This is a genomic window from Pseudonocardia sp. GCM10023141 (genome assembly GCF_042653605.1).
The window spans coordinates 56,104-75,864 of sequence record NZ_JBHSIR010000072.1 but is presented as its reverse complement, the minus strand read 5'-3'; the positions used below and the strand labels follow the sequence as shown (position 1 = coordinate 75,864).

Here is a 19,761-nt window from a genome sequence, read left to right as displayed (position 1 = left end):
GGTCCACCCGCGAGGTCCCGGACTCGGTCATCCACGATCGGGATCGCTCACGAGGGAACGAATGCCGGCGGCCAGGATCGCCAGGAAGTACTCGAAGCTCGTGTCCGGGTCCGCGACGTCCGAGATCGCGTCGTTGATCTCCTGATCGACGAACCCGTGGATGGAGGTGCGGAAGACCAGGTGGACGTGAACGACCTGAGCCTCCGTGAGCCCGTAAGTGCGGAGGACCCCTCGCACCGGCTCGGCGGCCGCCAGCCCCTGCTCCTGGAACTCGGGCGGCCAGGGTGCACGCTGCTGGAGCATGTAGAGCGCGGGGTGCTCCCGCACGTAACCCCGATAGGCCCGCGCCATCGCCACCAGCGCGACGTCGCCCGTCAGCCCTCGCACTGCCGCCCGGACCCGCCCACTGAGCTCAGCCACGCCCCTGATCGCAGCGAGGGAGCGGATCTCGTCAAGGCCGCTGACGTGACTGTAGAGCGTGGGCTGCGAGATCGAGAGCCGGCGAGCGATCTCGCGGGTGGTCAGGGAGTCCACCGACCCCTGAGCGAGGATCTCGACCGCCACGTCGACGATCCGCTCGACCGACACACCCTTGCGGCGAACCCGCCGAGCGGCCCCGCCCACGGCTTCCGCGATTGCGCCCTCCCCGGCCCCAGCACACTCCGACCGCCGGAGCGACGCCAGGTTACCGGCCCCGCCGGTACCGCGTCGCTTCCGACCTGAACGACCTATTACGTACCAGATTCGTCCGCTATTGTTCTGCCGTCGTCGGTCAGGGCGACGTGTCACGCAGATCGAGGGAGATCAGATGACGAGTCCAGAGGTGGCCGAGGAGATCGCCGGGAAGTGGGTGGAGCGTTTCGGGCATGCGGTCGCGGGGGCGACGGACCTGCTCGACACCCTCCTGCGACCCGACGGCTGGTGGCGAGATCTCCTCGCCTTCACCTGGGACATCCGGAGCTTCGTCGGTGTCGAGGCCGTCCGCACCGCCATGGAGGAACACGCAGCACAGACCCTGGCGACCGGACTCGACCTCTCCCCCGGATCGACCGTTCAAGTCGTCGCGGGAGATCCCGCGCAGATCCTCGCCTGGTTCGACTTCGACACCGCAGTGGGGTCGGGCCGCGGCTTCGTGCGCCTCTTGCCCGATGGCCCGGATGGCCCCTGGCGCGCCCTCGGAGTGCTCACGTCCCTGCAGGAGCTGCGTGGCCGGGAGGAGGCGGCGGGTTCGCGGAGGCCACTGGGCACCCAGCATCGCGAGGTCCCGGGCCGGGTCACCTGGGCGGAACAGCGCGGCGCGGAGGCCGATTTCGCCACGACCGACCCGGAGGTCGTCGTCGTCGGCGGCGGCCAGTGCGGGCTCGCCGTCGCGGCCCGGCTCGGCCGGCTCGGCGTGAGCACCCTGGTGGTCGAGCGCAATGCCCGCATCGGCGACAACTGGCGCTCCCGATACCCCAGTCTGACCCTGCACGACCCCGTCGGCATGGACCACCTTCCGTACCTACCCTTCCCGGAGAGCTGGCCGCAGTTCACCCCGAAGGACAAGTTCGCGGGATGGCTCGAGTTCTACGCGGAGGCTATGGAGCTCAACGTCTGGACCTCGTGCACTCTCACGCGCCTCGACCGGGACGAGACGGCCGGGACTTGGACGGTCACCGCGCTCCGCGCGGACGGCTCCGAGCGGGTCCTGCGGCCCCGACACGTGATCCTGGCCGGCGGGCTGAACGGGGCGCCCGCGATTCCCGCGCTCCCCGGCCGGGCGGAGTTCGCCGGCCAGGTCGTCCACTCGTCGGCGTTTGCAGGCGGCACGGAGTGGCGGGGACAGCGGGCCGTCGTGGTCGGGGCGGGCGTGAGCGGGCACGACGTCGCACAGAACCTGTACGAGCAGGGGGCCGACGTGACGCTCGTCCAGCGGTCCAGCACCTATGTCGTGCGATCGGACACCTGGTACTCGACCTTCCTGCCGTTCTACCTCGAGGACGGACCGTCGACCGCCGATGCCGATCTTCTGGCCTCCTCGGTGCCGTTCGGGGTCGCCCCGACCCTGGCCGTCGAACCGACCCGGCTCGCCGCGGAAGCAGACCGGGAGCTCCACGATGGACTCCGCCGCGCCGGCTTCGCTCTCGATTTCGGGCCGGACGGCCAGGGCCTCATGGCCAAGCACCTGCTGGGGATCGAGGGCTACTACATCGACGTCGGCGCGTCCGGGCTGATCGCCGCCGGCAAGATCGCCGTGCGGCAGGGGGCCGCGGTCGACCGATTCACCGCGGACGGGGTCGTCCTCGCGGACGGTATGACGCTGCCCGCCGACCTCGTCGTCCTGGCGACCGGGTACCACGGTGTCCTCGACTCGAGCCGGCAGCTTCTCGGGCCGATCGCCGACCGGTGCCTGCCGGTCTATGGCGTGGCTCCCGACGGGGAGATGAGCGGCGTATGGCGACACTCGGGGCAGGACGGCTTGTGGTTCATGGTCGGCCAGCTCCAGGCCGCCCGGATCTACTCGCACGTGCTGGCATTGCGCATTGCGGCGATCCAGGACGGGCTGATCGACGCCTCAAGCGGCTACCGGGGCGAGCCCGCAACGGAACGCGTCGCGGTGCAGGCCTGACGTTCCCGCCCCAGCCGCGATGAACGCGGCTGGGGCGGACCACCACCGGTCACCGGACCGCGGAGCGCACCAGCGGCAGGACGGCGCCGGCGAGCGCCTCGACCATCGCACGCCGCTCCTCTGGCGGGCAGGCCGGCTGCACGAGCACCCTGGTGGCCCCCGCCCCGGCGAACTCCACGAGTCGGGCGGCCACCTCCTGCGGCGTGCCGAGCGCCAGGTAGCGCTCCGCAAGCCCGGTGAAGTCCTGCCGGTACCCCTTGCTCACGGTCGCCGTCCCGACGCGCCGGGCCCGGTCGCCGTCCTCGTCCACACACGCCCACACGAAGAGGGCACCGGTCACGGAGGTATCGGGACGGCCGGCCGCGACCGCGTGCTCTCGGACCTCCGTGAGTGTCCTCCGCAGTGCCCCCGTATCGACCATGTACGGCATCCACACGTCGGCGTAACGACCCGCCCTGCGCATGGCGCCCGACTTGCGCCCACCGAGCCAGATCGGCGGCCCGCCAGGCTGCACCGGCGGCGGGTCGAGCTCGAGCCCGTCGACCGAGGCGAACTCGCCCGCGAACGTGGTTGGCCCACCGTCGAACAGGCTCCTGATCAGCCGCAGCCCCTCGTCGAGCCGGCGGAACCGGGACGCCGGATCGACGCCCGCGGCCGCGAACTCGGGCGGGAACTCCCCGCCAGCGCCGACCCCGAGCTCGAAGCGACCACCCGAGACGCGGTCCAGCGACGCGGACATCTTCGCGACCAGTGCAGCCGGGTAGAGCGGCAACAGCGCGACCGTGCTGACCAGGCGCACCCTCGATGTCACCGCCGCCGCGGCGGCCAGCTCGACGAACGGGTTCGGCGTCGGCGCCCCGAAGAACAGGTGTTCCCCGCAGCCCACGAGGTCGAACCCGAGCCGTTCGGCGGTGCGGGCCTCCTCGATCACGCGGTCGACGTCGGTCGCGGTGATCCCGATCTGCACGTGTCCTCCTCAGGCGTACCGGACCGGCCCCGTGGCACGGAGAACCACTCCCCGCACCGACTCCAATGCTCCGGCGACAGTTAGTTGCGTACCAGACTAGTACGATATACCGTCGCCTCGCTCGGACATCGGGACGGGAGCGTGCGACCCGTGTCCGGGCGCCGTCGCGCTCGCCCGTCGCCGCAACACCTGCCGTGCACCGTGATCGGAGCCGGCGTCGGCACGGACCACCCCTTTCATCGTCGCAAGGAGAGATCGTGACAGGACTAGCCGGCAAGGTCGCGTTCATCACCGGCGTCGCGAGGGGCCAGGGCCGCAGCCATGCCCTCCGCCTCGCCGAGGCCGGTGTCGACATCATCGGCGTCGACATCGCGGAGTCCATCGCCACCGTTCCCTATCCGCTGGCGACCAAGGACGACCTCGAGGAGACGGTTAGGGCGGTCGAGGCCGTGGGCGGCCAGATCCTGGCCCGTGCCGTCGACGTCCGCGACCTGGCGGGTCTGCAGACCGTGACCGACGACGGCGTCGCCCGCTTCGGTCGCCTCGACATCGTCATCGCCAACGCCGGCATCTCCGGCCCCGCAGCGACGCTGGAGATGTCCGAGCAGGTCTGGCAGGACATGATCGACGTCAACCTGACCGGGGTCTGGAAGACACTGCGGGCCGGTGTACCCCACATCGTGAAGGGTGGTCGGGGCGGCTCGGTCGTCCTCATCAGCTCGCTGGCAGCCGTGCGCGCGACCGAGAACACCGCGCACTACTCCGCCGCCAAGGCCGGGCTCGTCGGCCTGATGCGCGTGCTGGCCAAGGAGCTCGCGCCGCAAGGGATCCGGGTCAACACCGTCCACCCGACAACGGTCGCGACGGAAATGGTGCTCAACGACTCGGTCTACCGCCTCTTCCGGCCCGAACTCGAGAATCCCGGGCGAGCGGACTTCGAGGTGGCCGCCCGGACCATGAACCGCATGGACGTGCCCGCCATCGAGGTTGAGGACGTGACCGAGGTCGTCATGCTGCTCGTCTCCGACGGCGGGCGCTACATCACCGGCTCGACACAGCTTGTCGATGCCGGCGGTTCGCTCTAACCCGACCACAGAGGTCCCCACACTCAGCGCAGAGGAGCCGGTCCCGTCATGTCCACGACATACCCTCTCGTCTCGTCCTACGAAGTCGCCGTCCCCGAGAGCGACATCGCCGATCTCCGCGAGCGCCTCGCCCGGACGCGGTGGCCCGACCGGGAGACCGTCGACGACTGGTCACAGGGAATTCCGCTGGGCTACCTCCAGGAGGTCTGCGAGTACTGGAGGACGGAGTATGACTGGCGGCGGTTCGAGGCGCGGATCAACCGGTTCCCGCAGGGGCTAACCACCATCGACGGTGTGGACATCCACTTCGTCCACGCCCCGTCCCCGCACCCGGACGCCACACCACTGATCATCACGCACGGGTGGCCCGGCTCGGTCGCGGAGTACCTCGACGTCATCGAGCCGCTGCGGGACCCGACGAACCACGGCGGGGAGGCGTCGGACGCCTACCACGTCGTTGTGCCGTCCGTGCCCGGCTATGGGTTCGGCGGAAAGCCGACGCGGACCGGCTGGGGCGTCGACAAGATCGCCGAGACGTGGGTCGAGCTGATGGCGCGGCTCGGCTACGACAGGTTCCTCGCGCAGGGCGGCGACTGGGGCTCGCGCATCACGATGAGCTTGGGCATCCGGCACTCCCACGCGGTGCGAGGAATCCACCTGAATCTGGCGATCTGCGATCCGGCTGCGCTCCGGGCCCTCGGCGAGCCGACCGAACAGGAGCAGGCACAGCTCGGGCTCATCGACACGTACCAGAAGTGGGAGAGCGGGTATTCGGTCCAGCAGTCGACACGCCCTCAGACGCTCGGCTACGGGCTGACCGACTCCCCGGCCGGTCAGTGCGCCTGGATCCTCGAGAAGTTCCGGGTGTGGACCGACTGCGCGGGCCACCCGGAGAACGCCGTGAGCCGGGACCACCTCCTCGACAACATCAGCGTCTTCTGGTTCAACGCGTGCGCCACGTCCGCGGGCCGTCTGTACTGGGAGAGCTACGAGAGCGACTTCGGTGACTTCACACCGGTCGAGGTACCGACTGCTTACTCGGCGTTCCAGAAGGACGCGCTGGTCGCATCGCAGCGGTGGGCCCGGACCCGCTACCCGGACCTCAGGTACTTCACCGAGCCCTCGCCCGGCGGGCACTTCGCCGCGATGGAGCAGCCGGCGCTGTTCGTCGAGGAGGTCCGGGCCGGCCTACGTACGTTGACCGACGCGCCCGTTGCGGGACAACGCGGATGAGCGAGGTCGCCCACCGGGGTGGGACAGAGGTCCTCGGTCATCCCTTCGCCCTCACCAACCTCGTCTCCATCGAGACCTGGGAGCGGTTCTCCTTCTACGGGATGCAATCCCTCCTGACGATCTACCTCTACACGTCCGTCTCGGAGGGCGGCCTCGGCTACCCGACGTCCAGCGCGCTGAGCATCACCGGTGCCTACGTCGGGGCGGTCTACTTCTCGACGATCATCGGCGCCTGGCTCGCCGACCGGCTGCTCGGGTACGAGAAGGTCCTCTTCGGCAGCGCGGTCGTCGTGATGGTCGGGCATGCGGGGCTGGCCGTTCTGCCCGGACGAGCCGGTCTGCTCGTCGGCTGTGTCTGCGTCGCGCTGGGAGCGGGCGGGGTCAAGGCGACGTCGTCGGCCATCGTGGGCGAGCTGTACGCCGAGGACGACCCGCGCAAGGACGCGGGCTTCTCGATCTTCTACGCCGGGATCACGGTCGGGGCGGTCGTCGGCCCGATCGCCGTCGGCTGGCTGCAGTCCACGAAGGGGTTCCACTACGGCTTCGGCGCCGCCGCGGTCGGCATGGCCTTGGGGCTGGCCTACTACGTGGCGATGCGCCGGCGTATGCCCACGAGCGGTCCCCGCAACCCGCTGCCACCTTCCGGCCGCGCGCGGGCCGCGACGGTCTCGGCGGCGACCGTCGTCGTGGTGGTCGTCGTCGCCCTGACCGGCCTCGTCGATGGCGGCAACCTGTCGACGGTCCTCACGGTCCTGGGAGCGCTCGCCGCAGCCGGCTACTTCGCCATGATGCTCACGAGCAAGCGGGTGTCGCGCACCGAGCGGTCCCGAGTGATCGCGTTCATTCCGATCTGGTTCGCGTGCGCCGCAGCCTTCGCTCTCGCGGCCAACACCATCCTGGTCGTCTACGCGGATGTCCTCGCGCAACGCCGCGTCGGCGATTTCACGATGCCGACGCCCTGGGTCAAGTCCGCCCTCCCGTTGGCGGAAGTGGTGCTGTCGATCGCCTTCGCGGCACTCTGGTCGAGGAACAGGCTCACGATCCCCTCGGCGGTCAAGGCGCCGATCGGGTTCGCCGCGATCGCCCTGGCCCTGTTCAGCTTCCTCCCGTTCGTCGGCATGGCGCCAGGCACCGTTCCCCTCCTCTCCCTGCTCCCGTACGTCGTCGGGGCCGGTCTGGGGATCTTCCTGCTCTACCCCATGGGGCTCTCGACGGCGACCACCCTGGCTCCGGCCGCCTTCTCCGCGCAGATGGTGGCGGTGCTGTACCTCGCGGTCTCGGTCGGTAGCGCGCTCGGCGGCACCCTCGGCGCCAGCTTCTTCTCCGTCAACAACCGGGGCCCGTTCTTCACCGTCATGGGCTGCGTCGCGCTGGCACTCGCACTCGCGTACACCGCGCTCATCCCCGGCCTGCGCGCCCGGACGGGGGAACGGGCATGACCGCCATGCTCTCCTTCGAGCCCCCGTCGCCCGCGATCCTGCTACGGATGGCGGAGCTGGGCTGGAGCGGCCGTGGGCGCGGACCCGGACGAGCGGTTGGGGCGAGGTCGTCGCCGCCCACGTGACCCTCAAGGTGGGCGCCTCCGCAACCGAGGACGAGCTCCGCCGGCACGTCCGAGGGCGGCCGGCCCGCTTCAAGGCACCCAAGACCGTGGTCTTCGGCGACCTGCCCAAGACCTCCACCGAGAAGATCCAGGAGTTCGTGCTGCCCGACCGTGACCGGCTGGCACGGACCGACCAGTCACCTGACGCGACCCACGGGAAGGCACGACCCATTGAGCCTCAGCGGTGACTACGAGCCGAGCCCCCAACAGTTCGTGGAGGACCACGTCCGGCGGTACGAGGAGACGGGCGATCCGTACAGCGGCCCGTTCGACGGGCAGCCGTGCATCATCCTCACAACACGTGGCCGGAAGTCCGGCAAGCTGCGGAAGACCCCTCTGGTACGCATCGAGCGGGACGGCGACTACGCCGTGGTCGCCTCGACCGGGGGCGGCCCGAACCACCCGCAGTGGTACCTGAACCTGGTCGCCGATCCCGAGGTCCTCCTCCAGGACGGGCCGACGGTCATGGCGCTCCGCGCGCGGACCGCGACGCCGGAGGAGCGCGCCGGCTGGTGGCCGCTCGCGACCGCCGTCTGGCCGCAGTACGACGACTACGGCGAGCGGACCGACCGCTTGATCCCGCTGGTGCTGTTCGACCCCGGGAACCCAGAGCCATCGACCGTCACCGCCTCAGGGAGCGATCCGTCGCACTGAGCGGGCATTTTGAAACTGGTGCTACCAGTCTCCGGTGCGGGCGAGATGCCGGGACATCGTCATGATCATGGAAATGTGGACCATGACTTCGTGGTGTGTAGGGAGTGTCTCGTAGTCGCGGACGCAGCGGCGATGCTTGCTGATCCAGGCGAAGGTGCGTTCCACGACCCAGCGGCGGGGCAGCACGGCGAAGCCCTTGACGTCGTCGGTGCGTTTGACGACCTCGACGGTCAGGGCCAGCACCTTGCAGGCCCAGATGATCAGCCGACCCGCATAGCCGCCGTCGGCCCAGACGAGGCTGATCGTGGAGAACCGGGCACGCAGTTGGGTCAGCAGTCGGTGCGCGGCGTCGCGGTCTTGGATGCCGGCGACGGTGACCACGACCGCGAGCAGCAGCCCGTTGGTGTCCACAGCGATGTGGCGTTTGTGGCCGTTGACCTTCTTCCCGGCGTCATAGCCGCGGGTCGTGCGCGCCACGGTGTCCGCTGCGCGCACCGACTGGGAGTCGATGATCGCTGCGGTCGGCAGCGGGTCGCGTCCCTGATGCAGACCCACGAGATCGCGCAGGGCGTCGTGTATCTGCTGCCACACCCCGTGGCGTGCCCAGCTCCCGAACAGGCCGTACACGGTTTGCTGTGGCGGGAACTCGCGGGGCAGCACCGCCCAGGCGATACCGCCACGGACCAGGTAGAAGATCGCGTCCAGGATCAGGCGGCGCGGGTGCTTCTCCGGACGTCCGCCCCGGCCGGTGGTGTTGCCCGGCGGCGGCAGCAGCGGAGCAAGGATCACCCACTGGGCATCGGTGATCGACGAGGTCGGATACACCGAGCACGGCCTGGTGGGGACCCGATCGTGGGCCGGGCATGACAGGCAGGTGCAGACAAGCGAGGATGGCACACGAACTCCTGGTGGCCGGCTGGCGTAGACAACCGTCCGACTACCAGGAGTTCACTCATGCAGGGCCAGGCGCGCCCGGCCGACCCTCACGGCTGTGATCAACTCGAGTCCAAGATTCGAGTTCCAAGATGCCCTCTGCGACAGGTGTCGCCGACTCGGCAGATGTTTCGATGCCGAGCCCGAAGGTCGGGCTCGTCCTGCGTGCGATCGGGATCATCGTCGCGGCGGGTTCCACGACATCAATGGTCGCAAGGTCGACCCTCCTACCCCGGCCCACCGCGCACCGGCTCCTCTCCGATCTCGCCGAGCACGGCTTCGTCGCGCAACCCGACACCGGGCGCTAACACCTGGGCCCGAGCTGTTCCTGCTCGGCTCTGTGGCCGCAGCCCGCAACGTCCTCGCCGAACAAGCCGGGGAAATCGCCTACTACTCCCCGCTCCGGACGCGGGAGACCGTCTGCCTCGCGGAATGCGAAGGCAGCACACGCCCTCAGCAAACGCCGACGCTGACTAGCCCGGAGCTTTCATGCGAGAACGCCCGGCGGGGCGAAGATGTTCAGGGTCGGCTTGTCAGCGGCTGATCGTGAGTTTCTGATCAAGCTGACCACGACCGGTGTGCACTCGGCGCGGATGATCATGCGGGCGCGTGACGACGTCCGAAGAGCTGGGTCGCACGGTGCTGGATCTCGTCGAGCGGATCCTCGTCGACATGCCCACGGCCGACTTCGCCCGACCCGCGTGGACCGACCACGGCCAGATCGTCGTCGTCGAGGACCTCGACACCGCCTACCAGGTCGCCGACGACTACGCCTCGGAGCACGTGCAGGTCCTCACCGAGGAGCCGCGCCGCGCGCTGGAGGCGATGCGCAACTACGGAGCGCTGTTCCTGGGAGAGGGCACGTGCGTGCCGTATGGCGACAAGGTGATCGGCACCAACCCCACGCTGCCGACCAGAGGCGCCGCCCGCTACACGGGCGGGCTGTGGGTCGGCAAGTACCTCAAGACCGTCACCTACCAGGAGGTAACCGACCGCGCCACGAGCGCAGCACTGGGTGAGCTGTGCGGACGGGCGGCTCGCGTCGAGTTCTTCGAGGGGCACGCCCGCTCCGGTGATGTCCGGGCGCACAAGTATGCCGGGGTCGAGCTGCCCTGGGCACGCTCGGTCCGATGACGACCGCCGCCGCACATCCGTCGGTGATCGGGCGGACGGCGCTGGTCACCGGGGCCGGCAACGGCCTCGGTGCGGCCATCGCGGCCCGCCTCGTCTCGGCCGGCGCTCGCGTCGTGCTGGCCGGGCGCGACCGCACCAATCTGAGCACCACCGCGGCGCTGCTGGGCGACGCCGCACGCATCGAGACGGTGGACCTCTCCGCTGCCGACTCGGTCGAGGAGCTGCGCGCCGCACTCACCGACGAGGAAGTATCGATACTGGTCAACAACGCGGGTGTGCCCGGGCCCGTCGCTCCGCCCTGGGAGATCGAGCCCGCCGAGTGGGACGACGTGTTCGCCGTGAACGTTCGCGGGGTCTACCTCATCTGCCGTGCGTTCCTCCCGACGATGATCACCAGGGGGACGGCGACATCGTCGTCGTCGCCTCGGTGACAGGGAAGCGACCGCTCGCCAGACGGACTCCGTATGCGGCGTCGAGGACGGCGCTACATGGCCTCACCGCGACACTGGCGCACGAGGTCGGAACGCTCGGCGTCCGCGTCAACACGCTGTCGCCGGGTCCCGTCGCGGGCCCTCGGATGACACGCAACTTCACGCTCGAAGGAGCCCGGACCGGCGCAACCCCACAAGACGCCGAGCGCGAGTTCGTGTCCCGTACCACGATGGGCCGCATGACCGAGAGCGAGGTCGCCGAGGCCGTACTCGCCATGCTGGCGATGCGGGGCATGACAGGCGCCGACATCGACCTGTCGGGAGGCATGATCGCGCGGTGAGCCGACGGCAGCATCGAATCGAGCGGGACAGGTTCCAGCAGGGTGGTGCCGACCAGCTCGGAGCTCTCGCACCCCTGTTCGAGAGGTGCCGATCAGACTCGCCATGCCTGCGGTGCCGCCTACGCAGCGCGCAAGAAAGAACGATCGGTCTTGCAAAGTTGGCCCCTCGCGTGGCACAGTCGCTAGTAGAAAGACCGTTCATTCTCCCGGAGGTTCACATGTCTGCCCTCTACACCGCCGCCGCGCTCTCCACTGGCGACGGCCGCAACGGCCACGTCCGCACGTCCGACGGCACCATCGATCTCGACCTGGCCATCCCCAAGGAGATGGGCGGCGCCGGCGGGGCCACCAATCCCGAACAGCTCTTCGCCGCCGGCTACGCGGCCTGCTTCCACTCCGCCCTGAAGCTCGTCGCCGGCCAGCGGAAGGCGGCGATCACCGACTCGTCCGTGTCCGCCGAGGTCGGAATCGGCCCGAACGACGCCGGCGGCTTTGCGCTCAGCGTCGAGCTGGAGGTCGAGCTGTCGGGTGTCGACCACGCGACGGCAGAGTCCCTCGTCGAGGAAGCCCACCAGGTCTGCCCCTATTCCAACGCCACCCGCGGCAACATCCCCATCACCCTCACCACGACCGTCAGCTGAGCCGGGGCGGACCGCGCAGGAAGGCGCCCCGCTGGGTTCAGGAAAGCCACGTTGCTGCCCCCACAGGGCATGAACGTGGCTTTCCTGAACCCCCTGACCGCCCCGAAAGGCCCGGCCCGTGGGTATGGGACGCATGAGATCGACCTCATGGCACTCCTCGATGTCGACGTGCGCGAGTCCGGCACCCGTCACTCGGGCCGATGGCGCAGCGCGGGCAGGAGCACGTCGTCGATCAGCGTTGTCGCGGTGGCCCGGTCGAGCGTTCGGCCACCGATGACGAGCTCCCGGAAGGCGAACGACGGGATGATGCCGATGAGGACGTCGAGGGGTGCCGCCGGGTCGACCTCGCCACGCGCGATCCCACGCTCGATCACCGACCGCAGTGCCGCCACAGGTGGGTTGCCGATCGCGGCGTAGGCGGCGTCGCGCAGTTCAGTGTCCCGCGATGCCTCACTGAGCAGGTTCGCCAGCAACAGCGCGGCACGTTCGCCCCCGGACGTGTAGTGCTCGATCCAGGCGAGCAGGTCCGCGCGCAGGGCCCCGGTGTCGGGGACGGCGACATCGGCCTGCACCGAACGCACCGCCGCGACCACCAGCGCCGTCTTGCTCGGCCAGCGTCGATACACCGCCGCCTTCCCGGTTCCCGCCTGTCGCGCGACCTCCGCGACCGACGTGCCCGAGAGCCCGTGCCGGGCGATGAGATCCACGGTCGCGTCCAGGATGGCTTGCTCGAGGCCTGGGTCGCGCGGTCGGCCGGCCGGCGCGGCGGTGTCTGCAGTGTCGGGAAGCACGCCCCCACCTTACAGGACCCTGTGGTACCGTAATTTACGAGACCAATTGGTCTCGTAACGACCGGAGAGAAGAGGTAGGGTCATGTCGTCACAAACGCAGCAGCTCAACGGTGACCACTCACCCGGACGCGGGGCAACCTGGGTTGTCGCCACCGTGCTGGTGGTCGTCATCGCACTGGCAGTGGCCGCCAACACGGTCGTGGCCCTGATCGCCGAAGACCTCGGTGCGAGCTCCGACTTCGCGCCGTTGACCCTGCCGGTCTACGGCGCGTTCACCGCCGTCGGCGTCATCGCCGGCTGGCTGGGATGGCGGATCGTGCTGCGCCGAGCGGCCCGTCCACGAACGGTGTTGACAGTACTGGTTCCCGTGGTCACCGCACTGTCACTGGCACCCGACCTGCTCCTGCTCGCGCTGCGGTTCATCCCGGGAACGAACCCGGCCAGCGTCGTGGCGTTGATGGTGATGCACGTCGTGGTGGTGGCACTCGCCGTGCCCGGCTACCTGATCGCCACCCGCCGCCAGCAACTCCCCGTCCCCGCGCCCACGGCATCCGTGGCCGCGGTGGCCTGACCTGCCGCCGATAGTGCACTCCCATTCGCCTGATACGGAGGAAACGATGAACCCCGCGACCTTGACATTGAGCACCACGGCCGATTCGAAGTTCGTCGCCATGATCGAGCGCCTCGATCTGGGCGAATCCGCAGGAACCCTGCCCGGCGTCGGGCCGCGGCCACCCGGCACCGAGCCGCGCCGGACTTCCGAACAAGCCCACGTCCTGCCGGGCGTGATCGATCATGTCCACGGCTGGCGCACCGATGCGGGCTTCCGCGGCGCGGTCGTGCTCGCCAGCCGCGATCACAACCGGATCAGCGTCTACAGCCGCTTCGATGCGGGCACGGAGCTCGCCGGCCGGCCCGCCCCCCGCGTACTGGACGCCGTGGCAGCCCAGGGGATCCAGGCACAGACACTGGACTGGCGGTGCTACGACCTCGCATGGCGAGACGGCAATGAACCCTTCACCGTCGTGTCGTTCAGCCACACACCGCTGGTGCACTTCGGCCTGTTCACGGTGCTCGACGGCCAGGCCGACGCCCTGCTGGACAAGATCGAGGCCAGCGCACCCGCATCACTGGCGACCCCCGGCCTGCGCACCATCAACTTCCACCGCAGCCATGACAACGAACGTATGATCAACTTCGGTACCTGGTCCACGTTCAACCATTTTCAGACCCTGCTGGACCAGCCCGGGTTCGCGAACAACGAGAAATACTGGACCGGGCTCGCCACGTTCGAGAACGACTACTTCGACGTCGTCGACATCGTCGAGGACTCGGGTGCGGAGCAACGAAGGGCCTGAGACAGGCCACGGCACATGCGAGGTAGCGCCGCGACGAACAGGACATCGACATGTCGGTACTGGTAATCGGATCCGCAGGACTCATCGGTCACGCGGTGCGTACCCATCTGGAGGCCAGGGGTGCAGCGGTGGTCGCGCCGGACCGCGACGAGCTCTCCTTCGACGGCTTCGAACAGACGACGTGCGACGTGACCGACCTCGCGGCGCTGGAACGGATCATGTCCTCGCAGCCGGTGTCCGCCATCGTCCACTGTGGCGCAGCGTCAGGTCCGGTGGTCGAGCGCGACGACCCGCGACGCGTCATCGAGATCAACGTCGGCGGGACCGCGAACCGGCTGGAGATTGGCCGACGCCACCGGATACCCCGCTTCGGCTACTGCTCCTCGATCGCAGCGTACGGGACGACCCCGCCGGCACCAGTTCCGGAGACCGCACCGTTGCGCCCGCTGGACGGCTACGGCGCAACCAAGGCAGCCGGCGAGCACCTGGTCGCGGCCTACGCCGCAGCAGTACGTGCACGTCGACGACGCGGCCGCCGCAGCCGCCGCGCTGGACGCCGACGACGTGACCGGCCCTGCAACATCACCGGTGGAGCTGTCCACACCATCCAGGACGTCATCGACTCCGTGCGCCGCACCGACCAGCGCTGCCGGGCGAAACCCGCACCCCCCGACCCCGACGGTGCAGCCCGCTGGCCCGCTCGACTCGAGCTCACCGCTGCCCGAACACGCTCTCGGATGGAGGCCGAACAAGGACTTCGACGCCGCCGTAGCCGAGTACCGCCCGTGGCTGGAGCACCACGAAGAATGACTGTTCGCAGCGTGGATCAACGGTAGCGCTCGCCGAGCGCGGCCCATTCGTCCATCCCGACCGCTCGGAATACTCCGAGCGGGCCCTGGGCGATGCGTGGATCCTCCCCGCCCAACTCGACGAGCGCGCCGGCCATCGCCATGGTGGTGGGCTGGAGCAACGCCCCAGGTCGGCATCCGAAACGGGGGGTCCGCCCCGCGGGGACCACGTTGAACACCAGCGGGGCTTGGATCTCGGCGGCGATGCGTTCGATCTCCGCCACCGTAGGCCCGCATCGTCCGCACGACGTGCATCGGGTTGCCGTAGCCGGTGTCGGCGTCCGCAACGACGGGAGCCCGCTCGCCTCGACCACGAGCGCCGCACGGTCGGCCATCTCGGTCGCGGTGGCCAGCCCGATGTCCGGCAGTATCCGCGCGGAGTGGGGGTCGTCAGTGGCGCAGCTCGGCCAGCTGACCTCCTACTCCTTTCTCGGCATGTTCGCCGGGAGGATCATCGGCGGTCGTCTGGCTGACCGGCTGGGCCGCAGACGCGTCCTCGTCTGGGCCAGCGCGGTCTACTCGATCGCCTCGCTGTTGTCCGCGTTGGCCCCGAACCTGGCCGTGCTCGGAGTGCTGCGGGTCATCACCGGTGTCGGGATCCAAGCGGTGACCGGGGTGCTGATCGTCTACGTCGCCGAGATGTTCCCCGGGGCGAGCCGCGGCCGCAGCCAGGCGCTCATGCTGGGCATCGGCCTGCTCGGAGTTCCCCTGGTCGCGAGCGCAGCCCGGCTGATCGTGCCGCTTTCACCCGAGTCGTGGCGCTGGGTGTTCGTACTGGGCGCGATCGGCATCATCCCGGCTGTGTTGGCCCGGTTCCTGCTTCCGGAATCGGTGCGCTGGGCCGCGGTCAACGGCCGGGCCGACGAGGCCCGGGCCACGGTCGAGCGGATGGAGGCCCAGCTACCCGACCCGCTGCCCGAGATCGTCGAGACCACCGCGATCCACGAGTACAAGAAGGCGTCTGACCTGTTCGCGCCGGAGATCCGCAAGCGCACGATCGTTGTGACCCTGACCCTGATCTTCGGAACCCTGGGCGTCTTCGGTTTCACCGGCTGGGTGCCGACCTTGCCCGTCGAGCGTGGTTACTCCACTGTGGAGGCGCTGACCATCACGACGATCTTCTCCATCGGCCCGCCCCTGGGCGCACTGTTCGCGATGCTGCTCAGCGACCGCTTCCAGCGGCGCACCACGTCGTTGGTGCTCACCTCGACCGTCGCCGCGCTGATGCTGGTCTTCGCGTTCACCGGCTCCTACTGGATCCTGGTGATCAGCGGGTTCGCCGTGACCATGCTGCTGCAGACCAACACCGCCGTCGTCTACGCCTACCTGCCCGAGGTGTTCCCCACGGTCTTGCGTGGGCTCGGCTCCGGGTTCGCCAACGGCATCAGCCGCCTGTCCGGGTTCGGCAACGCGTTCCTCATCGCTGCCATCGCCGCTGCCGCGGGTTTCGGTGGGGTCTTCACCCTCACCGCCGCGTTCGTCCTGCTCTGCGGTCTGACCGTCGGCCTGTTCGGTGAGCGCACCCGCGGGCGCCGCTTGGAAGACATCGGGGAGAAGGTCCCCTGACCACCGCTGTCTCCCCCATCGCGATTCCACGTCCCAGCCGCCGCACACGTCAGCGGCCGTATGTCTCCAGCAGCCGCAGCCACACCTCGCTGACCGTGGGGAACGCCGGAACGGCATGCCACAGCCGGTCGATCGGAACCTCTCCAACGATCGCGATCGTCGCAGCATGCAGCATCTCCGCGACGTCCGGGCCGACCAGGGTGACTCCGACGATCACCTGGCGGTCCTCGTCGACGACCATGCGGGCGTGGCCGCTGTATCCCTCGGCGTGCAGGGCGGATCCGGCGGTGGCGGCCAGGTCGTAGTCGATGACCCGGGTTCGCAGGCCGGCAGCTTCGGCGGCGGCCGCGGTCAGACCCACTGACGCGATCTCCGGCTCGGTGAAGACCACCTGCGGCACCGCGCGCTCGTCGGCCGTCGATGCGTGCCGGCCCCACCGGCCGTCGTCGACCTGTTCGCCCCTCGCGCGCGCCACGATGACGTCACCCACCGCGCGGGCCTGGTACTTGCCCTGGTGGGTCAGCAGAACGCGCCGGTTGACGTCCCCGACAGCGTACAGCCGGCCATCACCGACCAGCGCACCGTCCACTCCGACCACACGCATCGTGTCGTCGACCGTGAGCCAGGCACCCGGCTTCAGGCCGATGGCGTCCAGGCCGATGTCCTCGGTGTTCGGCGTCCGGCCGATCGCGACGAGAAGTTCGTCCGCTTCGATCTGACCGCCGTCAACCAGGGTGACGCTGACGGTGCCGTCGGCGTTGCGGCGCACCGCTACGGCCTCGGCGCCGACGCGCACCGTCACACCCGCCTCCTGCAGAGCTTCAGTGACCCGCTCACCCACGAACGGCTCCTGGAGGTGCAGCACGCCGTCGCGGGCCAGCATCTCCACCGACGCGCCCAGACTTGCAAAAGCGGTCGCCATCTCCGATGCCACAACACCGCCACCGATGATGGCGAGCCGGCCCGGAACCTCCTTCGCCGCAACGGTTTCCCGACTGGTCCACGGTGCCGCCTCGCGGAGGCCCGTGATATCCGGGACCAGCGCACCGGTGCCGGTCGCGACGACGACGGCATGCCGAGCGGTCAGCGACGACGTGACGCCGTCCTCGGCGATCACCTCGACGACCTGGGCGGAGCTGATCCGCCCCTGCCCCCGGTACAGGGCGATACCCGCCTGCTCGAGCCAGGCGACCTGCCCGTCGTCCTTCCAGTACGAGGCGAAGGAGTCGCGACGACGGAGTACAGCCGCGACGTCCAGCTCGCCCGTCACCGCCTCACGCGAGCCGGGCAGTCGTTGCGCGGCTCGAAGTGCGGCGGCGCTGCGCAGCAGCGCCTTGGTCGGCATGCAAGCCCAGTAGGAGCACTCGCCGCCGACCAGTTCGCGCTCGACGATGGCGACGCTCAGGCCGCCCTGCACCACCCGGTCCGCGACGTTCTCACCCACCGGACCCGCACCGATGACGACGACGTCATATGTGTCAGTAACAACCATGTCAACGCTCCTTGACAGCGTGGCGCAACCGAAGCGCCGAGAGAAAGCGGAATCTGCACATCGCTGAACGCAACCCCGAGCAGAACGGGCCGGACGGCATTGCCGCCGAGGGCTCAGGCCACACCGGAACTCACGGGGGCCTTCGTCGTGACGGCTCCGAGCCGGACCGCCGAGACCAGGAAGAAGATGCCACCGAGTGCGGCGTAGCCCGCCACGGTGACGAGCGAGGCTCCCGGATTCGAAGCCATCAGGATGAATGACGATCCGGCACCCACGGACAGGGCACCACTGAGGATCATGGGCCACTGGCCGCCCATCTTCCGCCGGCCGATGCCGACGATGAGCTGGATGACGCCCGAGACGATGGCCCAGGCTCCCCACACCCGGAGAACCCCGGGGATTCCCGAGGTGCCGACGGCGACGGCGATGCCGACGGCCGCAAACGTGCTGACAGCGATGTTCACATACAGGCCCACGACGTTCTGGGACCGCTTGGAGGCGCGCGCGTCGATGATCGCTGCAGCCACGTCGAAGAGCGGGTACAGCACGAGCAACACGATGCTGATCGGTCCGAGCCTGGACGCGGTCACGCCCACCACGACGGCCCAGACGAGCGCGAACGCGGCACGGATGAAGTACAGCCGCCGCAAGGACGACGTGGCGGAACTGATGGCAGTCACAGGATTTCCTTCGTTTGAGGCGTGTTCAGGTCCGAACGCGAACGACCTGGCTCATCGCGGGCCATGACCGGCTGATGCCTTGGATCGAGAGCACGAAGCCGAAGTCGTGTACTGAACGTTCTATACAGAGGACGATAACCTTGACTCCCATCCGCGTCAAGACCGAACGTTCTATCTCACCCGTGAGGGCGGGACCACACCCCCGTGGACCAGCGGGCGACTCCGGATGACAGGCAGGGGTTCTCCTGCCGGATGCGTGAGTGCCCGCGGCCACCCGGGTGGGCCTCCCGCCCCGGGTGACAGCACGTCGCACACGAAGTCAGGCCTCGCACACCAGCGGCTCACACCGTCGACACCGTGCGAGGTCCGAGAACGTGTGCGACGTCCGATGGGAGCGTTCTAGGTCATGCTGACAAAGGGATGGTCGATGGCCTTCGTGATCCGGCTCGTCCCTGGCAAGGCGCCGCCCCGAGCCGTTGCACTTGGACGTACCCGGTCGGGGCGGCAACGCCGCCAGGGGCGATCTGGGCGCGAAGGCCGCGATCAGGACTTTGTCAACGCGGCCTAGCGGGAGTCGCCGCCTCACGTCCCCGCGTTGCCGCGGTGCTCCGCCAGGCCGCGGACCAGAGCGATGAACGAGCCAACCTCAGAGCTGTAGGCGATGCCGTCGAAGCTGTTCGCCACCGAAAGACCGTCAGTGAGAGCCCTTCCGAGGACTGCCAGCTCGGCAACAAGCGCAAGATCAGCTTCTGCGCCATCCGGCGCGAATACCGGAGTGAGCGCATTCACCCAGGACGCGTGGGCACGATCCCGGATACGACGCACCGTCACCTGAATCGAGTCGGCGTCCTTCTGCGGGCCGACAGCGATCCCGATGAGGAGCCGAAGGTAGTCCGGGCGCCCGTCCAGAGACCTGCACGCGGCCGAGAGCCACGCTTCGAGGCGCTCTATCGGCGCCAGATGGTCGAACGCCGACGGGTTGGGAAACAGGGCATGCAACTCCTCGTACGTGCACTCGAGCACGGAGGCGAGCACACCGAGCTTGTTGCCGAAGTGGTAGTAGATCGAGCTCGCCGGAAGACCGGACAGCGCACACAGTTCCGAGACGGCCATGCCGTCGAAGCCCTTTTCGCTGATGAGGGCTCGGGCCGCGTTCAAGATGGCATCTCGGCCGCTGACGGTCACAGCGGCCGGCTCGGAGCCCGAATCCCTCACCATGGCGCCATGATAGGTCCGCCCTGTCGTTGACACTTGACGGCGACCCAGGTGCCAGGCATCGCGCCTCGCGTTCACCGGCCCACTGCGGACGCGGTCGAACGCCCCCAAGGAACTAGCCCTGACCGTCCCCGTTTCTGTAGTGATCGATACATACAGGGACTGCCGGCGAATGACGAGC

21 protein-coding genes and 1 pseudogene are annotated in these 19,761 nt (G+C 69.1%); 14 read left to right on the top strand and 8 right to left on the bottom strand.

The features are described 5' to 3' along the window. Positions 1–27 precede the first annotated feature (27 nt). A complete protein-coding gene (locus tag ACFPFQ_RS42075; RefSeq protein WP_379628869.1) occupies positions 28–588 on the bottom strand; it encodes a TetR/AcrR family transcriptional regulator in 561 nt (186 codons plus the stop codon). Between the two features lie 220 nt (positions 589–808). On the opposite strand from ACFPFQ_RS42075, the gene ACFPFQ_RS42070 reads away from it, so the two are divergent. After that, complete coding sequence (locus ACFPFQ_RS42070) at positions 809–2,608, top strand: flavin-containing monooxygenase (protein WP_379628868.1); 1,800 nt, start codon at positions 809–811, stop codon at positions 2,606–2,608. 49 nt (positions 2,609–2,657) lie between these two features. On the opposite strand, the gene ACFPFQ_RS42065 is transcribed toward ACFPFQ_RS42070, so the two are convergent. After that, complete coding sequence (locus ACFPFQ_RS42065) at positions 2,658–3,575, bottom strand: LLM class flavin-dependent oxidoreductase (RefSeq protein WP_379628867.1); 918 nt, start codon at positions 3,573–3,575, stop codon at positions 2,658–2,660. Between the two features lie 257 nt (positions 3,576–3,832). On the opposite strand from ACFPFQ_RS42065, the gene ACFPFQ_RS42060 reads away from it, so the two are divergent. The 5 genes from ACFPFQ_RS42060 (at position 3,833) to ACFPFQ_RS42040 (ending at position 8,150) form a co-directional block, all read left to right on the top strand. Continuing rightward, positions 3,833–4,660: a mycofactocin-coupled SDR family oxidoreductase gene (locus tag ACFPFQ_RS42060; protein WP_379628866.1), complete on the top strand. Its 828-nt coding sequence runs from the start codon at positions 3,833–3,835 to the stop codon at positions 4,658–4,660. A gap of 48 nt (positions 4,661–4,708) precedes the next feature. Then, positions 4,709–5,893 (top strand): epoxide hydrolase family protein, encoded by a 1,185-nt coding sequence (locus ACFPFQ_RS42055; protein ID WP_379628865.1) that lies wholly within the window; start codon positions 4,709–4,711, stop codon positions 5,891–5,893. Continuing rightward, on the top strand, positions 5,890–7,332 hold the full coding sequence (locus ACFPFQ_RS42050; RefSeq protein WP_379628864.1) for a peptide MFS transporter: 1,443 nt from the start codon (positions 5,890–5,892) through the stop codon (positions 7,330–7,332). Before ACFPFQ_RS42055 ends, ACFPFQ_RS42050 begins: the two co-directional genes overlap by 4 nt. A 121-nt stretch (positions 7,333–7,453) precedes the next feature. Next, on the top strand, positions 7,454–7,684 hold the full coding sequence (locus ACFPFQ_RS42045; protein WP_379628863.1) for a hypothetical protein: 231 nt from the start codon (positions 7,454–7,456) through the stop codon (positions 7,682–7,684). Continuing rightward, on the top strand, positions 7,608–8,150 hold the full coding sequence (locus tag ACFPFQ_RS42040; protein ID WP_379628862.1) for a nitroreductase family deazaflavin-dependent oxidoreductase: 543 nt from the start codon (positions 7,608–7,610) through the stop codon (positions 8,148–8,150). The genes ACFPFQ_RS42045 and ACFPFQ_RS42040 overlap by 77 nt, the downstream gene beginning before the upstream one ends. Positions 8,151–8,171: 21 nt before the next feature. On the opposite strand, the gene ACFPFQ_RS42035 is transcribed toward ACFPFQ_RS42040, so the two are convergent. Further along, positions 8,172–8,975 (bottom strand): IS5 family transposase, encoded by an 804-nt coding sequence (locus ACFPFQ_RS42035; protein ID WP_379628861.1) that lies wholly within the window; start codon positions 8,973–8,975, stop codon positions 8,172–8,174. Between the two features lie 242 nt (positions 8,976–9,217). Between ACFPFQ_RS42035 and ACFPFQ_RS42030 the strand changes: the two genes are divergently transcribed. The 4 genes and pseudogenes from ACFPFQ_RS42030 to ACFPFQ_RS42015 all read left to right on the top strand — a co-directional run bounded on the left by ACFPFQ_RS42030 (position 9,218) and on the right by ACFPFQ_RS42015 (position 11,630). Further along, positions 9,218–9,391 (top strand): helix-turn-helix domain-containing protein, encoded by a 174-nt coding sequence (locus ACFPFQ_RS42030; protein WP_379628860.1) that lies wholly within the window; start codon positions 9,218–9,220, stop codon positions 9,389–9,391. 301 nt (positions 9,392–9,692) lie between these two features. Continuing rightward, the gene (locus ACFPFQ_RS42025; RefSeq protein WP_379628859.1) at positions 9,693–10,217 is read left to right on the top strand and encodes a histidinol dehydrogenase; all 525 of its coding nucleotides are present in this window, start codon (positions 9,693–9,695) and stop codon (positions 10,215–10,217) included. Then, positions 10,214–10,989, top strand: a pseudogene (locus ACFPFQ_RS42020) (SDR family NAD(P)-dependent oxidoreductase). Before ACFPFQ_RS42025 ends, ACFPFQ_RS42020 begins: the two are co-directional and overlap by 4 nt. 218 nt (positions 10,990–11,207) lie before the next feature. Next, complete coding sequence (locus ACFPFQ_RS42015) at positions 11,208–11,630, top strand: organic hydroperoxide resistance protein (RefSeq protein WP_379628858.1); 423 nt, start codon at positions 11,208–11,210, stop codon at positions 11,628–11,630. A gap of 188 nt (positions 11,631–11,818) precedes the next feature. On the opposite strand, the gene ACFPFQ_RS42010 is transcribed toward ACFPFQ_RS42015, so the two are convergent. After that, on the bottom strand, positions 11,819–12,421 hold the full coding sequence (locus ACFPFQ_RS42010; RefSeq protein WP_379628857.1) for a TetR/AcrR family transcriptional regulator: 603 nt from the start codon (positions 12,419–12,421) through the stop codon (positions 11,819–11,821). Between the two features lie 82 nt (positions 12,422–12,503). Between ACFPFQ_RS42010 and ACFPFQ_RS42005 the strand changes: the two genes are divergently transcribed. The 3 genes from ACFPFQ_RS42005 to ACFPFQ_RS41995 are packed head-to-tail and all read left to right on the top strand — an operon-like array spanning position 12,504 to position 14,615. Then, positions 12,504–12,992 (top strand): DUF6069 family protein, encoded by a 489-nt coding sequence (locus ACFPFQ_RS42005; RefSeq protein WP_379628856.1) that lies wholly within the window; start codon positions 12,504–12,506, stop codon positions 12,990–12,992. Between the two features lie 13 nt (positions 12,993–13,005). Next, entirely contained in the window at positions 13,006–13,779 is a 774-nt protein-coding gene (locus ACFPFQ_RS42000) for a hypothetical protein (RefSeq protein ID WP_379628855.1), read from the top strand. Positions 13,780–13,829: 50 nt separating this feature from the next. After that, positions 13,830–14,615, top strand: coding sequence for an NAD-dependent epimerase/dehydratase family protein (locus ACFPFQ_RS41995; protein ID WP_379628854.1), 786 nt, complete (start codon positions 13,830–13,832; stop codon positions 14,613–14,615). Here ACFPFQ_RS41995 and ACFPFQ_RS41990 read toward each other — a convergent pair. Then, positions 14,606–14,851 (bottom strand): hypothetical protein, encoded by a 246-nt coding sequence (locus ACFPFQ_RS41990; RefSeq protein WP_379628853.1) that lies wholly within the window; start codon positions 14,849–14,851, stop codon positions 14,606–14,608. The genes ACFPFQ_RS41995 and ACFPFQ_RS41990 overlap by 10 nt on opposite strands. 25 nt (positions 14,852–14,876) lie before the next feature. On the opposite strand from ACFPFQ_RS41990, the gene ACFPFQ_RS41985 reads away from it, so the two are divergent. After that, on the top strand, positions 14,877–16,193 hold the full coding sequence (locus tag ACFPFQ_RS41985) for an MFS transporter (RefSeq protein ID WP_379628852.1): 1,317 nt from the start codon (positions 14,877–14,879) through the stop codon (positions 16,191–16,193). Between the two features lie 49 nt (positions 16,194–16,242). Here the strand turns inward: ACFPFQ_RS41985 and ACFPFQ_RS41980 are convergent, their stop codons facing one another. The 3 genes from ACFPFQ_RS41980 to ACFPFQ_RS41970 form a co-directional block, all read right to left on the bottom strand. Beyond that, complete coding sequence (locus ACFPFQ_RS41980) at positions 16,243–17,685, bottom strand: dihydrolipoyl dehydrogenase family protein (protein WP_379628851.1); 1,443 nt, start codon at positions 17,683–17,685, stop codon at positions 16,243–16,245. Positions 17,686–17,798: 113 nt separating this feature from the next. Beyond that, positions 17,799–18,356 (bottom strand): hypothetical protein, encoded by a 558-nt coding sequence (locus ACFPFQ_RS41975; protein WP_379628894.1) that lies wholly within the window; start codon positions 18,354–18,356, stop codon positions 17,799–17,801. A 591-nt stretch (positions 18,357–18,947) separates the two neighbouring features. After that, the gene (locus ACFPFQ_RS41970; protein ID WP_379628850.1) at positions 18,948–19,583 is read right to left on the bottom strand and encodes a TetR/AcrR family transcriptional regulator; all 636 of its coding nucleotides are present in this window, start codon (positions 19,581–19,583) and stop codon (positions 18,948–18,950) included. Positions 19,584–19,761: the final 178 nt, after the last annotated feature.

Coding starts and splice junctions, on each gene's coding strand:
- ACFPFQ_RS42070 (WP_379628868.1), top strand. CDS start 809: ATGACGAGTCCAGAGGTGGCCGAGGAGATCGCCGGGAAGTGGGTGGAG.
- ACFPFQ_RS42055 (WP_379628865.1), top strand. CDS start 4,709: ATGTCCACGACATACCCTCTCGTCTCGTCCTACGAAGTCGCCGTCCCC.
- ACFPFQ_RS42050 (WP_379628864.1), top strand. CDS start 5,890: ATGAGCGAGGTCGCCCACCGGGGTGGGACAGAGGTCCTCGGTCATCCC.
- ACFPFQ_RS42030 (WP_379628860.1), top strand. CDS start 9,218: ATGCCGAGCCCGAAGGTCGGGCTCGTCCTGCGTGCGATCGGGATCATC.
- ACFPFQ_RS42015 (WP_379628858.1), top strand. CDS start 11,208: ATGTCTGCCCTCTACACCGCCGCCGCGCTCTCCACTGGCGACGGCCGC.
- ACFPFQ_RS42005 (WP_379628856.1), top strand. CDS start 12,504: ATGTCGTCACAAACGCAGCAGCTCAACGGTGACCACTCACCCGGACGC.
- ACFPFQ_RS41995 (WP_379628854.1), top strand. CDS start 13,830: ATGTCGGTACTGGTAATCGGATCCGCAGGACTCATCGGTCACGCGGTG.
- ACFPFQ_RS41980 (WP_379628851.1), bottom strand. CDS start 17,685: ATGGTTGTTACTGACACATATGACGTCGTCGTCATCGGTGCGGGTCCG.
- ACFPFQ_RS41970 (WP_379628850.1), bottom strand. CDS start 19,583: ATGGTGAGGGATTCGGGCTCCGAGCCGGCCGCTGTGACCGTCAGCGGC.